This window comes from Pseudoalteromonas sp. CST2 (genome assembly GCF_028599385.1).
GTDB lineage: Bacteria > Pseudomonadota > Gammaproteobacteria > Enterobacterales > Alteromonadaceae > Pseudoalteromonas > Pseudoalteromonas atlantica.
The window spans coordinates 101,280-115,743 of sequence record NZ_JAQREO010000015.1 but is presented as its reverse complement, the minus strand read 5'-3'; the positions used below and the strand labels follow the sequence as shown (position 1 = coordinate 115,743).

Genomic DNA, 14,464 nt, shown 5'->3' with positions numbered 1-14,464 from the left:
AGAAAGTTTTTTTGCTCAGTACAAAAAAGAATGGATGAGTAATCTAAATGAACTGAGTCGTAGCGAAATGACAATACAAAGTCGTTTTTATATTGAGAATTACTACAACTCAGTGCGAATGCATGGGACGATTGGAAATGTTAGCCCCATACAATATGAATCAATGAATTAAACCCCGTGTCTACTTTATCGGGGTCAGATCAGACAGCTTACAGCTTACACGCTAGTGCTTTTTCGCATATGCTTCGGCTTGCTTCCAAACCCTTAGCGTATTTTCGCTTAAAATCTTTTTAATGTCTGAATCGCTGTAACCTCTGTCCATTAAGCCTTGCACTAGGTTAGGGTAGCTAGATACATCCTTTAAGCCAATTGGCAACGAATCGCCTACACCATCGTAGTCAGAGCCAATGCCCACGTAATCAATGCCAATAAGCTCTACAACGTGATCAATATGATCAAGTACTTGCTCAAGGCTTGCAAACGGGAATGGGTTTTTAGCGCGGTACGCTGCATCAAAGTCTTTACTTGGCTTAGTCCCTTCTTTTTTAACGGTCTCTTTAGTGCTTTTAAGGTCTTTGTACCACGCACCGGCTTTAGAGGTTACAAAGCTTGAACCAAAGTTAATTTGAATAACCCCACCATTCTTTTTAAGCGCTAATAACATGTCATCATCCATATTACGCTCAAAGCCTGGCGTGTATTTGCGAAGTGAAGAGTGTGAAGCAATAACCGGCGTTTTAGATAGCTCCATTACCTGATAAAACGCATCATCTGATATATGTGATACGTCAATTAGCATACCGACGTTGTTCATTTCAGTAATTAGCTTTTTACCAAATGGGCTTAAACCTTTCCATTTACGGCGAATATCGTATGATGAGTCAGAAATATGGTTGCTTTGCGAGTGCGCAAGTGTGATGTAGCGTACACCGCGGTCAAAAAAGTGCTGAAGGTTTTCCATTTTTCCTTCAATTGGCGAGCCATTTTCCATGCCCATCGCAATTGACAGTTTACCTTGCTCAAATTGCGCTTCTATATCTGCAGTTGAGCTAGCAATAGCAAATTTTTCAGGGGCGCGCTGTGCAATGGCTTCCATGCTATCAATCATTTGATTGGCTAGCTGGTAGCTTTTACCTTTGCCTTCAAATTCTAAGTGAGCAGGAATATAAATCGACATAAAAGGGGCGTTTAACCCCCCTTGTACTGCGCGAGGGTAGTCAAAGTCGCCGCCTTCGGTGGCTTTAGTTACATCAACCCATTTTTCGTGGATGCGATAAGGTACATCAATATGGGTGTCGATTAAAATAGTGTCTTTTGCTAGTTTTACTGCTTTGTCTGATGGGCTTTTTACTTGCTCTGCAAAGGCTTGTGGTGTTAAAGCTAGTGATATGGCTACCACTAGAGTGCTGAGTTTTATCATGTTTTGGCTCTTTGGGTAAAAAGCCATTGTGTACGTTCAGCTCAAAAGTTACAAGTGTTAGGCGCTAATCAAACGACTGTGCTTCATGCTCTTCGCTTTGCAGTGCTTTAAATTCATTTTTTGAAATAATAGTGACTGACTCATGTAGCTCAGAAAAAAACACCATCGCTTCACCATTTCTAAGCTGCTGATTAACCTGCGCTACTTTACTTTGAATACTCACTTCTTGCTCACCATAATCGGTGCCTTCACGAAGCACGTAGCTTTCAATTAGGTTGTAGAGGGTGTCTTTATCAAGTTGTTCAAAAGGGATAATCATAACTGCTTACTGCTCGCTTTAGTGGGGACGTGCTGGCCAAAATAATGAGGGACGGCTTGTTCAAGCCAAAATATCGGCCTAAACGGATTATTACCGCTAATAAACCCTACGTGGCCGCCTTTTTCAGAGACGCTCAGGGTAACATGCTCACTCACATCTTGCCTACTTGGCACGGCTTTAATCGACAACATTGGGTCGTCTTTGGCATGAATTATTAACGTAGGAATCGCAATATGTTTTAAGTAGGGCATTGCGCTGGCTTGACGATAGTAATCGTGTGCGTTTTCAAAGCCATGCAGTGGAGCGGTTAGTTGATTATCAAACTCTAGCAAATCGTCAATTTTCATTAACTGCTCAGAGGTAATAGGTATTTGCTGCTTAATTTGTGGCAATTTACGCTGCATTGATTTTTTCATTCTATCGAGCAAGTACTTTTGGTAAATTTTGCCTAAGCTTTTACGAATAACATCGCTTGATGATGATAAATCATAAGGAGCCGAAACCACGGCTGCAGCACTTAACGGGCAGTTTTCACGCTCTTCGCCTAGGTATTTAGCCAGTACATTGCCCCCTAACGAAAAACCAACAGCCATAATAGGGCGGCTGGGGAATTGCTCCCTTAAATGATTTATAAAAAAAGCTAAGTCGGCGGTATCACCACTATGATAAGCACGGGGTAAGCGGTTAACTTCGCTTGAGCAGTTTCTAAAGTGCATAAGTACTACGGCATAGCCTTGCTTTTTTAAGGCTTTCATCATGCCTTTGGCATAAAAGCTATTTATGTTGCCTTCAAGGCCATGTAAAACCACAGCAAGGGGAGCGTTTTCGTTATGAGGCAGCGACCATGCAAGTTCAATGAAATCGCCGTCGGGCGTATCAAGTTGCTCAAGTTCGTAGGACGTATTGTGAAATGGACGGAAAAAACGCGGCATTATGGTTTGAACGTGACGATTGGTCATCCACCATGCTGGTTTAAACTTATTGATCATGTTTGTACTACGCACTATGAAAAAAACGAAGCGTTAGTGTACCAAATTTTTCGCTTTATAAAATAAAAAGCGCCTAATCAGTAACCTGAGTAGGCGCTTTGTGCGTCGTGCTTAATGATGCTCGGGAACTTCAGCCTCGCTAATTTTTTTAATAAAGTAAAAAGCGTAAAATAGGCAAAGAGAAATCACTACGCCTAAAATTCCAAAAGACATAAATAAAACAGGGTCGCTAAAAAAGTCTCTAAAGAATACGTTCATGATTAATCTCCTCGTTCAGTTGATGGAGATATCATAAAGTGACTTTGCAAAGCATAATGTGATCGAGATCAAACTATTTCCCCGCGTGGAAAAAGTAACCAAGTAAAGTTGATGTAGATCATGTTTTAGGAGCTATTCAGTTTCTACTGCAGCGCCTATAGGCTTTGAAGAATCAATCGGCTTAAAGATTTTTTGCACAAAGAGAAAAGAATGAGAAGTAAATGAGAAAATATAGCCACAAGCCAGTAGCGGCTAGGCTTATATTTTTAGCAATAATAACTTGGTTTTTATTTTCCTCTAAAAGCGCAGCGCCTCTCCCTCTTTGTGATTAATTGTCTTAAAGATTTTTTGCACAAAGAGAAAAGAATGAGAAGTAAATGAGAAAAGATAACCACGAGCCAACAGCGCCTAGGCTTATATTTCTAGTGATATTAGCTTGGTTTTTATTTTCCTCTAAAAGCGCAGCGTCTCTAATCCTCTTTGTGATTAATTGGCTTAAAGATTTTTTGCACAAAGAGAAAAGAATGAGAAGTAAATGAGAAAGATAGCCACGAGCCAACAGAGGCTAGGCTTATATTTCTAGTGATATTAGCTTGGCTTTTATTTTCCTCTAAAAGCGCAGCGCCTCTTAACCTCTTTGTGAATAAATTACTTAAAGGTTTTTTTGCACAAAGAGAAAAGAATGAACATTTAGAAGAGGGTGTAAAAACTGCCAGCCTAAGAGGCTTTCATATACAGCTCAATATTGTTTGGCTTTACAGCTTCTAAAAAGCTAAGTTTATTTGCTGTATCAATCAGTATTTGCTGTTGTTGCTTTTCAAGCTTTAACTCGGCGCTTAATAGCTCTTGGCGTATTTTTGCATAGTCGCTGATACTTTCTTGATTAGCTTTTAAATACTTGCGCGTTGCACGCAGTGGCTTAAGTGCCTGCGTATCAAACTCATTAATCGACGCTATTAACGCACTGAGCTGCTCGGCATTAATGCTTAGCTTAAGTGAGTCTAAATACAGCAAAAATAAGCACAGATTAACGTTTTTACCTTGCTGGTTTTGAAGTGCCAGCAAGGTTTGTTGTTGCCCTGGCTTTGCGTACAAAGCGCAGGCAAATTGCCAAAAGTCGTTTTTATTGAGCAAGTTCATCGGCAAAGGCCTGCTCTTTTTCTTCCATTTCTTCAAGCGCCATCAGTAGCTCTTCTTCAGTGTCGTTTACTTTAGGGGTAAGCGTGGCTTGCTTAGCAATTAGCTCTTTTAATTGCGCTTTATTGTCGTCGTTGTAGAGTGTGTTGTCGCCAAGGGCTACTTCAACTTCGCTAAGCTCTGCAGTAAATTTATCGAGCTGCTTTTCAAGCTTTTCAATTTGCTTTTTAAGCGGTTGAATGGCTTTTCTAAACTCAGCTTCTAGGCGCTTTTGCTCTTTACGATTAACGCTTGGATTTGCTTTTGGCTCGTCAGGTTGCTGGCTTTTAGCGGCTTCTTTATTGGCATTGAGTAACCATTGGTAATACGCATCTAAGTCGTAACCAAACTGAGTGACTTTGCCATCATCGACTAAATAAAATTCATCGGCGGTGTTTTTAAGCATGTGGCGATCGTGCGATACGGTAACCATGGCGCCTTCAAAGCCTTGCAGTGCCATTACTAGCGCGTGGCGCATTTCTAAATCAAGGTGGTTAGTTGGCTCATCAAGTAGTAGTAAATTGGGTTTTTGATACACTAACATGGCTAGCACTAAGCGGGCTTTTTCACCGCCCGAAAACGGCGCCACGGGTTCAAGTGCTTTATCGCCAATAAATGCAAAACCACCTAAAAAGTCACGCAATGATTGCTCTGTGGCCTGTGGGTTTAAACGTTGAATATGGGTCACTGCGCTTGCTTTTAAATCAAGCGATTCAAGTTGGTGCTGCGCAAAGTAACCAATATTTAAGCCATGGTGCTGAACCACTTTACCTGCTTGCGGCTCAAGCTCGCCCGCTAATAGCTTAATAAGCGTTGATTTACCCGCGCCGTTACGACCGAGTAACGCAATACGACTGCCAGGAACTAGGTTTAGCGCGATATTATTTAAAATAGTAACATCGCCATAACCTGCTTTTGCTTTATCTAGGGTCATTAGCGGGTTAGGCAGGGCTGTTGGCTCGGCAAATTCAAAGTCAAATGGTGAGTCGGCATGTGCAGGTGCCAGCTTTTCCATACGTTCGAGTGCTTTAACACGGCTTTGTGCCTGTTTGGCCTTACTGGCTTTGGCTTTAAAGCGAGTTATAAACTGCTCAAGATGGGCAATTTGCTCTTGTTGTTTTTCAAACATTGCTTGTTGTTGTAACAAGCGCTCTGCTTTTTGGCGTTCAAACTGTGAGTAGTTACCTTTGTACACATTAATAAGCTGTTTATCGACATGCCAAATTTGATCAACCACGGCGTCTAAAAACTCGCGGTCATGAGATATAAGTACCAAGGTGCCTGTGTAGGCGCGTAAAAAGCGCTCAAGCCAGTAAACGGCATCTAAATCAAGGTGGTTGGTAGGTTCATCGAGTAATAGTAAGTCGGCATCGCGAATAAGTGCTTGTGCAAGGTTTAAACGCATACGCCAACCACCAGAAAACGCGCTTACAGGGTTTTCTATTTGGTGATTAGCAAAACCTAAGCCGTGCAGTAATTCGCCCGCTTTTGACTCTATGCTGTAGCCTTTAATATTTTCAAGCTGAATATGTACTTTGGCTTGGGTGTCACCATCGTTTGTTTGCTCAGCTTCACGCAGGGCAATGCGCAACGCATAGTATTCAGGGTGGCCTTGAAGTACATAATCAATGGCGCTTATTTCAAGGGCTGGGGTTTCTTGTTTTACAGAAGCAATAGACCAATCTTTAGGTATATTGCAATCACCCGCATCGAGTTGAAGCTCAGATTTTAATAAACTAAATAAGGTAGATTTACCACAGCCATTAGCGCCAACTAAGCCCACTTTGTGCTGAGGAAATAAAGTAGCCGAGGCATTTTTTAATAAGGCTTTTCCGCCACGAAGTAGTTCTATTTCTGAGATTTGGATCATGAATGCGTTACTTTACTGTGCCCTGGTTAAGTTGGCGCTATCATACCATAGAACGTATTGCTCTTATCAAGCGTATCAACATAGGAAGTTATACGATAAAATATGTGCAGTTCAAACCACAGGAAAAATGTTGTGAGACAAAAGAAGCGATTTATTGCTGGTGCATCGTGCCCTGAGTGTAAAGCCATGGATACCATGATGCTGTACAGAGAACATGATGTTGAAAAAGTAGAGTGTGTAGAGTGCGGCCACAAAATGGCGCAACCCGATAACGCTGTTCAGGCATCTACTCGCCAATTTGAACAAGTAATTGGTGTATTTAAACCGGGCGATTAACCCGGTTTTATTTTGCCGTGTGTTTAGGGCGTGTTGATCTTTGATGGTTGAATTTGCAGCAGTATGTTTGGTTTTTTAGGCAAGGCAGAGCCTATGAAGTGTGGTTGTTCCACATGAATAGGCGATAACGCAGCATAAATGACAAACATGCGCTGCCCTTTAGGTTCTGCCTAGGGGCGTGAGCAGGAGGCGGAAGCTTTGCTCGGTTTTTACTTATTCTTACATGGATGTAAGTCATTAGAATAACGCAGGAGCAGTTATCGAGCCCACTAGGTTACAAGCCTCGCGCCGCGATTTAATAGCCCCTAGATTGAACAAATTTCAATCCGCAAAGGTTAACATGCCCTAGTAATGTGGAGGAGGCGGCTCTTGCATTTGCGACATTAACGACGGCTGCTGCGCTTCTTTAAGTTTTTCTGCTAGTAACTCAGTTTGGCGCTTCATTTTTGCAAGCTGCTGTTGGTGTGCTTTTAGCTCGTCATTTAATATTTCTATTGTTTCGTCTTGAAAAGCAACTTTTGCCTCAAGCTCCATTAAACGATTTTCAATTGTGTTCATTTGCTTCTCGTATTGTAAAGTGCTCTGCAATTCCGCTCGAGCTCTCGGTTAACAACGACTTGCCGTTATCTATAAACGTTACATCTAGCACCACAGCCGATTTAGGCTTACTGCCTTCACGTGGTGTGACTTGCCAAGTTTGAATTTTCTCTCCGCTGGGTAACTGCCATAAGTCAACGCGCTTATTAGGCGAGCCTGTGGCCAGCAATGTGCCTTGTTCGTTAAAGCGCACCGCAGTAAAAATTTTCTGACGCGCAATATACGCCAGTTTACTCACAAGATCACCTGTAGTCAGCTTCCATACATGTGCTTGCTTCATACTATCTGCGGTAAATGCGTAGCGACCTTGTGGGTCTAGGGTTACTTGGGTAACACGAGTCGGGTGATTAAAGCGATGAATTACTTGCCCTGTACGTGTATCCCAAAAATAAGCAACGTAATCGTTTGAGCCGCTTAAGGCGTAGCGCCCATTAGGCGATAAATCAACGGTGTTTACTTTGTCTTGGTGGCCTAAAAACTCAATGCGGCGTCCGGTTTCTAGGTTTAAAAATACCACTACGCCGTCGCTTCTGCCGTATAAAACATTGCGGCCTTGGTTACTTATCGCAATATCGCGAATAGTGGCTTGTTGAATTTTATAATAGCCGCGGTTTTCGCCGCTGCTAATATCCCACACGGCAAAGGTGGTTTTTTCTGCGGTAACGGCCACGCTATTATCAAAGGCAATAGCCACAGCATACACTAGGCCTTCTTGTGATTGCTGTTGAAACCATTGATATTTTAGCACCTGCTGTTGATTATCCCACAGGGCGACCCCATGGTGAATGGAGGAGACTAGGCTGTATTTACCATCGTTAGATACTGCCGAGGAAAACGCACCCTGTGCTGCGTGTTCAAAGCGTTGTGCAGCTTGCTGTTTTTGATCGCTACAAGCTAGGGCTAATAAACAGCTAAAAGCGATTAAAAAAGTACGAAATATCGACATATTACAGGTATTTCCTCTTAACTCTTAGTGACTGAGAGGTTAGACTAGGTCACGTTGAAGGCCTAGGGTGTTTGTCTAATCACTATAATAGGTTAGGTTTTAATTTAGTTAGTTATTAAACAAGCAGCCTATCATGTAGGCCGTTAATCTTTAACTAGTAATAATACAATAAATGACAACTGCAAAGTGTGTCGGAGATTTAAAATGAAAAAGACGATTAGATTGTCATTGATTGCAGCGTCGGTTTTAGCGCTTACAGCTTGTAATCAAGAAGCAAAACAAGAACAAGCTGAAGTTAAATTAGACACTGTAGAGCAGCAACAAGCATACGGTATTGGTGCATCAGTAGGTAACTTTTTAAATAAAGACCTAGCTGATAAATCAGAGATTGGTATTGAACTAGACCAAGCACTATTAATTCGTGGTTTTGAAGACGCGCTTGCTGGTAATGCAAAAATCGATGAAGAAAAAATCCGTGAAGTGCTAACTGAGCTAGATACATCAGTGCGTGCAAAGCAAGAAGCTAAAGCTAAAGTTGAGTCTGAAAAAAGCAAAGAAGCAGGTAAAAAATACCTAGAAGAAAATGCTAAAAAAGAAGGCGTAACAGTAACTGAATCAGGTCTACAGTACGAAGTACTTAGCGAAGGCGAAGGCGAAAAGCCAGCAGCAACAGACGTAGTTAAAGTACATTACAAAGGTACTTTATTAGACGGCACTGAGTTTGATAGCTCTTATGCGCGTAACGAACCAACTACTTTCCCTCTTAACCGTGTAATTGCGGGTTGGACTGAAGGTTTACAGCTTATGTCAGTAGGGTCTAAGTACAAGTTCACTATTCCTTCTGAACTTGCTTACGGCGATCGTGACCTAGGTAAGATTCCAGCTAACTCAACGCTTGTTTTTGAAGTAGAACTACTTGAAATTCAAGATGACGAAGCACCTGCGCAATAAGCGGTAGCTTATAACGCAAAAAGGGACCATAACGGTCCCTTTTTTGTAGGCAATTTTATTAATCTGTGTGGTTAGAAAACAAATTATCTATTAGCTCATCTTCTAGTTCAAAACGTGCTTCTAGCGTTTCGCCAAGGACCGACAAATCGTTATCAAACTCTGCTAATAAGTCCTCTTTATCTACTTCTGCGTATTTATCGTTAAAATCTAAAGCAATATCTGTTGTGCTAGAAATGCGCGGGTAAATTGTATTTGCCAGCTCTTGGCTTTCAAGGCCCTTGCTTTCGCAGGCTTTTGCAATGTCATCGTACACTTCAAAATGGCCGGCAGATAAGTAATCCATTAAAATTTGGCAAAATGATTGAATTTGTTCTGGCTCTGGTAAGGCGTGATCTTTTTTGTCGTATGGCGAAAACCCAGCCATTTTACAATAAAGTACAATTAACTCTTGGCGCTCGTTTAACCATTTATCAATGACAGTATGGCTACCACCCCATTTTTGTTGAGCTTTCTCTACGCGCGTCAGCATTACTGTTCTCCTAAGCTGGGTCACTTTTATGGTTAAATTTAAATTTTCTTATACATCAAGATATATTTTATTTAAGTGTATATCAACAAGTAAAAGGTATGAGCTGGTGCATGTGTGTATTTATTGTAGGTAAATTATTATTTTATTGCAGGCAAGAAAAAACCACCGGTTAAGGTGGCTTAATTTCTTGTTTTGGCCTGTTAATACAAGCTTTCTTATTGTTATAGAAGATTTTTGTTATTTTTATTATAAATATTTTTGTTATTGTTGTTTAAGATTTTTATTATTGTTCTTGTTAACGCGGGACAAACAATACCAAGGTTTTTGTTATGTTGCAAACATATTAACAAAAAGTTTTTATTGTTAGTTCTTTTTGGTTATTTAATGCTCAAATGTGACTAAATAAGCAACAAACTAGGTTCTGTTAGCTGTAACACATGTTTTACGAGCTTAGCGATAGAGAGCCGGAGAATATGGTGGTACAATCTTGAACAATTTCTATAAGCCTCAGGATTATTTACGCTATGAGCGAATTAAAAAACGACCGTTATTTACGTGCACTTGCAAAACAACCCGTTGATGTAACACCGGTATGGATGATGCGCCAAGCAGGACGCTATTTACCAGAGTACCGTGCTACACGTGCACAAGCGGGCGATTTTATGAGCCTGTGCCGTAATGCTGAGCTTGCGTGTGAAGTAACACTACAACCACTTCGCCGTTACCCGTTAGATGCTGCTATTTTATTTAGTGACATTTTAACTATTCCCGATGCTATGGGTTTAGGTTTGTACTTTGAAACCGGTGAAGGCCCTAAATTTGAAAACCCTATTTCGTCACTTGCTGATGTTAAAAAGATTCCTAAGCTAGACCCAACTGACGAGCTTGGCTATGTAATGAACGCAGTAAGTACTATTCGCCGTGAACTTAAAGGCGAAGTGCCACTAATTGGCTTTTCGGGTTCACCGTGGACACTAGCAACTTACATGGTTGAAGGTGGAAGCAGTAAAGTATTTGGTAAAATTAAAAAAATGGCGTTTGCAGAGCCGCAAACACTACACTTACTACTAGATAAGCTAGCTGATTCAGTCATTGATTACTTAAACGCACAAGTAAAAGCTGGTGCGCAATCGTTAATGGTATTTGACTCGTGGGGCGGCGTATTAAGCCCGCGCGATTACAACGAATTCTCACTGCAATACATGCATAAAATTGTTGATGGTTTAATTCGCGAATACGACGGCCGTAAAGTGCCGGTAACGCTATTTACCAAAAATGGTGGTCAGTGGATTGAAGCAATTGCAGCAACAGGCTGTGATGCAGTAGGTCTTGATTGGACTATTAATATTGGCGACGCTAAACGTCGTGTAGGCGATAAAGTTGCATTGCAAGGTAATATGGACCCGTCAATGCTTCACGGTACGCCTGATCGTATCCGCCAGGAAGTAGGCACTATTTTAGAAGACTTTGGCACAGGTGATGGCCACGTATTTAACCTAGGCCACGGTATTACACCAGATGTAGACCCAGAAAACGCCGGTGTATTTATTAATGCAGTACATGAGCTAAGCGCGCAATACCACAAATAACAGCAGTGGTATTAATAGCTATTAAAAAGCCCGCTAATTAGCGGGCTTTTTGCTGTGTAGTAATCGGGTTAAGTAAATAACCTATTTAATCCATTTAACGCCGCAACACGGTAGGCTTCTGCCATCGTTGGGTAGTTAAATGTGGTATTTACAAAGTAGTCAACAGTGTTGCCTGCCCCTTTTTGTTCCATAATGGCTTGGCCAATGTGAACAATTTCTGAGGCACGCTCACCAAAGCAATGCACGCCAAGTACTTCTTTAGTTTCACTGTGAAACAATATTTTTAAACTACCAACTTCTGTGCCCGCAATTTGCGCACGAGCTAAGTGCTTAAACTGAGCACGGCCAACTTCATACGGTACTTTTGCAGCAGTTAGCTGTTGCTCTGTTTTACCTACCGAACTCATTTCAGGAATGGTATAAATACCGGCCGGTATATCTATAATTAGCTTATCTTCGCAATTACCACAGGCAATAGCATCGGCAGCTATACGGCCCTGATCAAACGCAGCACTGGCAAGGCTAGGGTAGCCAATTACATCGCCTACTGCGTAAACGTTGTCTACCTCAGTTTGGTACATTTCGTTGACTTTAAGCTGGCCTCGACCATCGGCTTTTAAACCAATAGCTTCAAGGTTTAGCGTATCGGTATTACCTGTGCGCCCGTTAGCAAATAAAATACAGTCGGCTTTTACACGCTTGCCTGATTTTAAATGCATTACAACGCAATCTGAGCGCGTTTCTATACGGTCAAACTCTTCGTTATGACGAATAACAATACCGCTATTCCAAAAGTGGTAGCTAAGCGCGTCAGAAATTTCTGCATCCATAAAAGCTAATAAGCGGTCGCGCGTGTTTACTAAATCTACCTTAGCGCCTAAGCCCTTAAAGATTGAAGCGTATTCACAGCCAATAACACCCGCACCGTATATAAGTACACGTTGTGGGTCGTGCTCTAGGCCTAAAATAGTATCGCTGTCGTAAATACGTGAATGGCTAAAGTCGACTTCAGGTGGGCGGTATGGGCGTGAGCCGGTAGCAATCACAATAGTTTTAGCGGTAATACGCTCTGCTGAGCCATCAAAGCGCTTAATTTCAACCGTGTGTTTATCTACAAAGCTCGCATCGCCTTGGTACATATGAATGCGGTTACGATCGTAAAAGCTGCTACGTAAGTTTGACTGCTTAGAAATAACAGAACTTGCATGGCTTAAAATATCAGGAAACGTTAAGCGGCTAGGGCGCTCGCCAACATTAAAAAGTGGGTTTGCTTTGTATTCAATATAGCGGCTAACCGAGTGGCGTAATGCTTTTGAAGGAATTGTTCCCCAATGTACACAGCCACCGCCAACAGCTTGTTGGCGCTCAATAACCGCTACTTTTTTATCGTTTTTAGATAGGTTCATGGCGGTGCCTTCACCGCCAGGGCCCGTACCAATAATTATTGCGTCATATTGGTAAACTACGGGTGCTTTTTTTTGTTCTGGTTGTTTGGCCACAGCCACTCCTAAATTAATTAAAAGAGGCTTTTAATAACCTCGCATTAAGTGCTAGCCATGCCTGTTTTTGATTTTCCCAGGCGGCTTCCAGCTCATGGTATTGTGTCATTAATGCTGATTGTTCACACTGCTTTGCCATGTTATTTTTTTTAGCTTCTAACACTTGTTTTTGTAGTGAACAGTAATTTTGCAGCTTTTTCAGCAGTAAATCGTACTCTTGTTGTAATAATGTAAGCTTATCTTGCGCTAAAGGCAATTTTGAAAGGCGCGTTTGCGTTTTACTCATTAGCGTTTCGGCTTTGGCTTTTTCTATGCGCTCAACCGGGGTGCGCTTTAATTTACTGGCTAAACCGAGTGCTGCTAAAGAGCGGATCATCCATTTTGTTGGGTCGTAATGAAACCACTTAATACCGTTACGGTAATCGCTTGCAAAAATATGGTGGAAGTTATGGTAACCCTCGCCATAAGTAAATAACGCTAAAAAGCCATTATCGCGTGCAGTGTTTTTCTCAGTGTATGGGCGTGAGCCCCAAATATGAGCCAATGAATTAATGAAAAAGGTAAAGTGCTGGCTCAATACTAAGCGTAATAAACCTGCAAGTAGCAGCATACCCCACACATCGCCTACTAATAAACCAAGCACAAGCGGTAAACCGACATTCATGGCTATAACAAGCTTTAAGTAGTGTTTATGTTGCCACATAACAATTTTATTGCGCTGTAAATCGCGACAATTACTGTAATCGTTATAACTGTCGCCTTGGTAATCACGTAGCATCCAGCCAATATGGCTGTACCAAAAGCCGTTAGTTGCGGCGTAAGGGTCTTTTACTGGGTCATCTACTTGGCCGTGGTGTATGCGATGATCGCTACTCCAGTGCAACGCACTGTTTTGCAAAGCAAATGCGCCACCAAGAGCAAAAATAAATTCTATTGCAGGGTGTACGTTATAGGCTTTATGCGCCCATAATCGGTGGTATCCGGCAGTGATAGAGAGGCCTGCGTAAAACATACAGCCTACAAATGCAATCCAATGCGCGCTGGTAAATCCGTAATTAATGCCGTACCAAGGTACAAGTGTGACAGCCGCCAAAAAGGTTAGGCTAAAAAATAGGACGTTTGTCCAAATAATCGGTGGTTTATTCATCGTTTTTACTCTCAGCGTACAACTGTAAGCTAAAATAGTGTTTCAATCTCTTGGCGTCAAGTATTAGACTAGACAATTCGGCTAATTATCATTAAAACTTCATATAAAATTACTCAGGGAGCTGTGGATGTCGGGTGTTAGAGCACAACAGAAACAAAAAACACGACAAGCCTTAATTGAGGCGGCATTTAATCAGCTTAGTGCTGATCATAGTTTTTCTAATTTAAGCTTACGCGAAGTTGCCCGCGAAGCCGGTATTGCCCCCACCTCTTTTTATCGCCACTTTAAAGATATGAACGAACTAGGTTTAACCATGGTCGACGAAGCAGGCTTGACCCTTCGCCAACTTATGCGCCAAGCCCGCAGACGTATAGCCAGTGGCGGCAGCGTAATAAATACTTCGGTTGTTACCTTTATGGAGTTTATTGATAACTCAAGCAACCAATTTAGATTACTGCTGCGCGAACGTTCTGGCACCTCAAAAGCCTTTAGAGCCGCCGTAGCGCGTGAGGTAAAACACTTTATTTTAGAACTTGCGCATTATTTAGAAAGCGAAACCAAGTGCGATTCAATCCACGCTTATATTCAGGCCGAAGCCATGGTAACACTGGTATTTAATGCCGGCGCTGAAGCACTCGATATAGAAGGTCAACAACGCGAAGAACTCATTGAGCGGGTAATTTGGCAGCTGCGTTATATTACCCGCGGTGCAGGTCATTATATACGTGAAACAAATAATCAGGTTTAGCTTAAAAAATTAGCAATAAGTTAATCTAAACACGCAAGTTTACTCAACACATTAATTTAAGCTAAAAAGTGTAGCTGTGTGATTTATAAA

16 protein-coding genes are annotated in these 14,464 nt (G+C 41.7%); 5 read left to right on the top strand and 11 right to left on the bottom strand.

Features of this window, described 5'->3' with window-relative positions; all coding sequences use genetic code 11:
• The coding region (locus PSH41_RS16895; protein ID WP_273589562.1) for an IS3 family transposase at positions 1-172 on the top strand (172 nt) is incomplete at its 5' end.
• A gap of 51 nt (positions 173-223) precedes the next feature.
• On the opposite strand, the gene PSH41_RS16890 is transcribed toward PSH41_RS16895, so the two are convergent.
• The 6 genes from PSH41_RS16890 to PSH41_RS16865 all read right to left on the bottom strand — a co-directional run bounded on the left by PSH41_RS16890 (position 224) and on the right by PSH41_RS16865 (position 6,032).
• Entirely contained in the window at positions 224-1,420 is a 1,197-nt protein-coding gene (locus PSH41_RS16890) for a dipeptidase (RefSeq protein ID WP_096740415.1), read from the bottom strand.
• Positions 1,421-1,484: 64 nt separating this feature from the next.
• A complete protein-coding gene (locus PSH41_RS16885) occupies positions 1,485-1,739 on the bottom strand; it encodes a YheU family protein (protein ID WP_004589625.1) in 255 nt (84 codons plus the stop codon).
• Positions 1,736-2,728, bottom strand: a complete 993-nt coding sequence (locus PSH41_RS16880) for a hydrolase (RefSeq protein WP_264390948.1) — start codon at positions 2,726-2,728, stop codon at positions 1,736-1,738. The genes PSH41_RS16885 and PSH41_RS16880 overlap by 4 nt, the downstream gene beginning before the upstream one ends.
• A 111-nt stretch (positions 2,729-2,839) precedes the next feature.
• The gene (locus tag PSH41_RS16875) at positions 2,840-2,986 is read right to left on the bottom strand and encodes a hypothetical protein (RefSeq protein WP_004589623.1); all 147 of its coding nucleotides are present in this window, start codon (positions 2,984-2,986) and stop codon (positions 2,840-2,842) included.
• 717 nt (positions 2,987-3,703) lie between these two features.
• Positions 3,704-4,126: a TIGR02444 family protein gene (locus PSH41_RS16870; protein ID WP_273589560.1), complete on the bottom strand. Its 423-nt coding sequence runs from the start codon at positions 4,124-4,126 to the stop codon at positions 3,704-3,706.
• Complete coding sequence (locus tag PSH41_RS16865; RefSeq protein ID WP_064384660.1) at positions 4,110-6,032, bottom strand: ATP-binding cassette domain-containing protein; 1,923 nt, start codon at positions 6,030-6,032, stop codon at positions 4,110-4,112. The genes PSH41_RS16870 and PSH41_RS16865 overlap by 17 nt, the downstream gene beginning before the upstream one ends.
• 132 nt (positions 6,033-6,164) lie before the next feature.
• On the opposite strand from PSH41_RS16865, the gene PSH41_RS16860 reads away from it, so the two are divergent.
• Positions 6,165-6,368, top strand: a complete 204-nt coding sequence (locus PSH41_RS16860; protein ID WP_004589620.1) for a YheV family putative zinc ribbon protein — start codon at positions 6,165-6,167, stop codon at positions 6,366-6,368.
• Positions 6,369-6,713: 345 nt separating this feature from the next.
• Here the strand turns inward: PSH41_RS16860 and PSH41_RS16855 are convergent, their stop codons facing one another.
• Together PSH41_RS16855 and PSH41_RS16850 are read right to left on the bottom strand one after the other, a co-directional pair.
• Complete coding sequence (locus PSH41_RS16855) at positions 6,714-6,926, bottom strand: SlyX family protein (protein WP_004589619.1); 213 nt, start codon at positions 6,924-6,926, stop codon at positions 6,714-6,716.
• Positions 6,913-7,911, bottom strand: a complete 999-nt coding sequence (locus PSH41_RS16850) for a WD40 repeat domain-containing protein (RefSeq protein WP_273589559.1) — start codon at positions 7,909-7,911, stop codon at positions 6,913-6,915. Before PSH41_RS16850 ends, PSH41_RS16855 begins: the two co-directional genes overlap by 14 nt.
• A gap of 204 nt (positions 7,912-8,115) precedes the next feature.
• Between PSH41_RS16850 and fkpA the strand changes: the two genes are divergently transcribed.
• Positions 8,116-8,862: an FKBP-type peptidyl-prolyl cis-trans isomerase gene (fkpA, locus tag PSH41_RS16845; RefSeq protein WP_004589617.1), complete on the top strand. Its 747-nt coding sequence runs from the start codon at positions 8,116-8,118 to the stop codon at positions 8,860-8,862.
• A gap of 58 nt (positions 8,863-8,920) precedes the next feature.
• On the opposite strand, the gene PSH41_RS16840 is transcribed toward fkpA, so the two are convergent.
• On the bottom strand, positions 8,921-9,391 hold the full coding sequence (locus tag PSH41_RS16840; protein ID WP_004589394.1) for an Rsd/AlgQ family anti-sigma factor: 471 nt from the start codon (positions 9,389-9,391) through the stop codon (positions 8,921-8,923).
• 524 nt (positions 9,392-9,915) lie between these two features.
• On the opposite strand from PSH41_RS16840, the gene hemE reads away from it, so the two are divergent.
• Positions 9,916-10,980 carry a uroporphyrinogen decarboxylase gene (gene hemE, locus PSH41_RS16835; RefSeq protein ID WP_024033935.1) on the top strand — a complete coding sequence of 355 codons (1,065 nt, stop codon included), beginning with the start codon at positions 9,916-9,918 and terminating at the stop codon, positions 10,978-10,980.
• A 68-nt stretch (positions 10,981-11,048) separates the two neighbouring features.
• Here hemE and sthA read toward each other — a convergent pair whose 3' ends face one another.
• The gene (gene sthA, locus PSH41_RS16830) at positions 11,049-12,479 is read right to left on the bottom strand and encodes a Si-specific NAD(P)(+) transhydrogenase (protein WP_273589558.1); all 1,431 of its coding nucleotides are present in this window, start codon (positions 12,477-12,479) and stop codon (positions 11,049-11,051) included.
• 13 nt (positions 12,480-12,492) lie between these two features.
• Positions 12,493-13,626, bottom strand: coding sequence for an acyl-CoA desaturase (locus PSH41_RS16825; protein WP_055255265.1), 1,134 nt, complete (start codon positions 13,624-13,626; stop codon positions 12,493-12,495).
• Between the two features lie 127 nt (positions 13,627-13,753).
• Between PSH41_RS16825 and fabR the strand changes: the two genes are divergently transcribed.
• Positions 13,754-14,374, top strand: coding sequence for an HTH-type transcriptional repressor FabR (gene fabR / locus PSH41_RS16820; protein ID WP_004589390.1), 621 nt, complete (start codon positions 13,754-13,756; stop codon positions 14,372-14,374).
• Positions 14,375-14,464 lie beyond the last annotated feature (90 nt).

Excerpts from the sequence above, each read along its gene's own strand:
- PSH41_RS16890 (WP_096740415.1), bottom strand. The coding sequence starts at position 1,420 with ATGATAAAACTCAGCACTCTAGTGGTAGCCATATCACTAGCTTTAACA.
- PSH41_RS16865 (WP_064384660.1), bottom strand. The coding sequence starts at position 6,032 with ATGATCCAAATCTCAGAAATAGAACTACTTCGTGGCGGAAAAGCCTTA.
- PSH41_RS16870 (WP_273589560.1), bottom strand. The coding sequence starts at position 4,126 with ATGAACTTGCTCAATAAAAACGACTTTTGGCAATTTGCCTGCGCTTTG.
- hemE (WP_024033935.1), top strand. The coding sequence starts at position 9,916 with ATGAGCGAATTAAAAAACGACCGTTATTTACGTGCACTTGCAAAACAA.
- PSH41_RS16880 (WP_264390948.1), bottom strand. The coding sequence starts at position 2,728 with ATGATCAATAAGTTTAAACCAGCATGGTGGATGACCAATCGTCACGTT.
- PSH41_RS16840 (WP_004589394.1), bottom strand. The coding sequence starts at position 9,391 with ATGCTGACGCGCGTAGAGAAAGCTCAACAAAAATGGGGTGGTAGCCAT.
- PSH41_RS16825 (WP_055255265.1), bottom strand. The coding sequence starts at position 13,626 with ATGAATAAACCACCGATTATTTGGACAAACGTCCTATTTTTTAGCCTA.
- fabR (WP_004589390.1), top strand. The coding sequence starts at position 13,754 with ATGTCGGGTGTTAGAGCACAACAGAAACAAAAAACACGACAAGCCTTA.
- fkpA (WP_004589617.1), top strand. The coding sequence starts at position 8,116 with ATGAAAAAGACGATTAGATTGTCATTGATTGCAGCGTCGGTTTTAGCG.
- PSH41_RS16875 (WP_004589623.1), bottom strand. The coding sequence starts at position 2,986 with ATGAACGTATTCTTTAGAGACTTTTTTAGCGACCCTGTTTTATTTATG.
- PSH41_RS16855 (WP_004589619.1), bottom strand. The coding sequence starts at position 6,926 with ATGAACACAATTGAAAATCGTTTAATGGAGCTTGAGGCAAAAGTTGCT.
- PSH41_RS16850 (WP_273589559.1), bottom strand. The coding sequence starts at position 7,911 with ATGTCGATATTTCGTACTTTTTTAATCGCTTTTAGCTGTTTATTAGCC.
- PSH41_RS16885 (WP_004589625.1), bottom strand. The coding sequence starts at position 1,739 with ATGATTATCCCTTTTGAACAACTTGATAAAGACACCCTCTACAACCTA.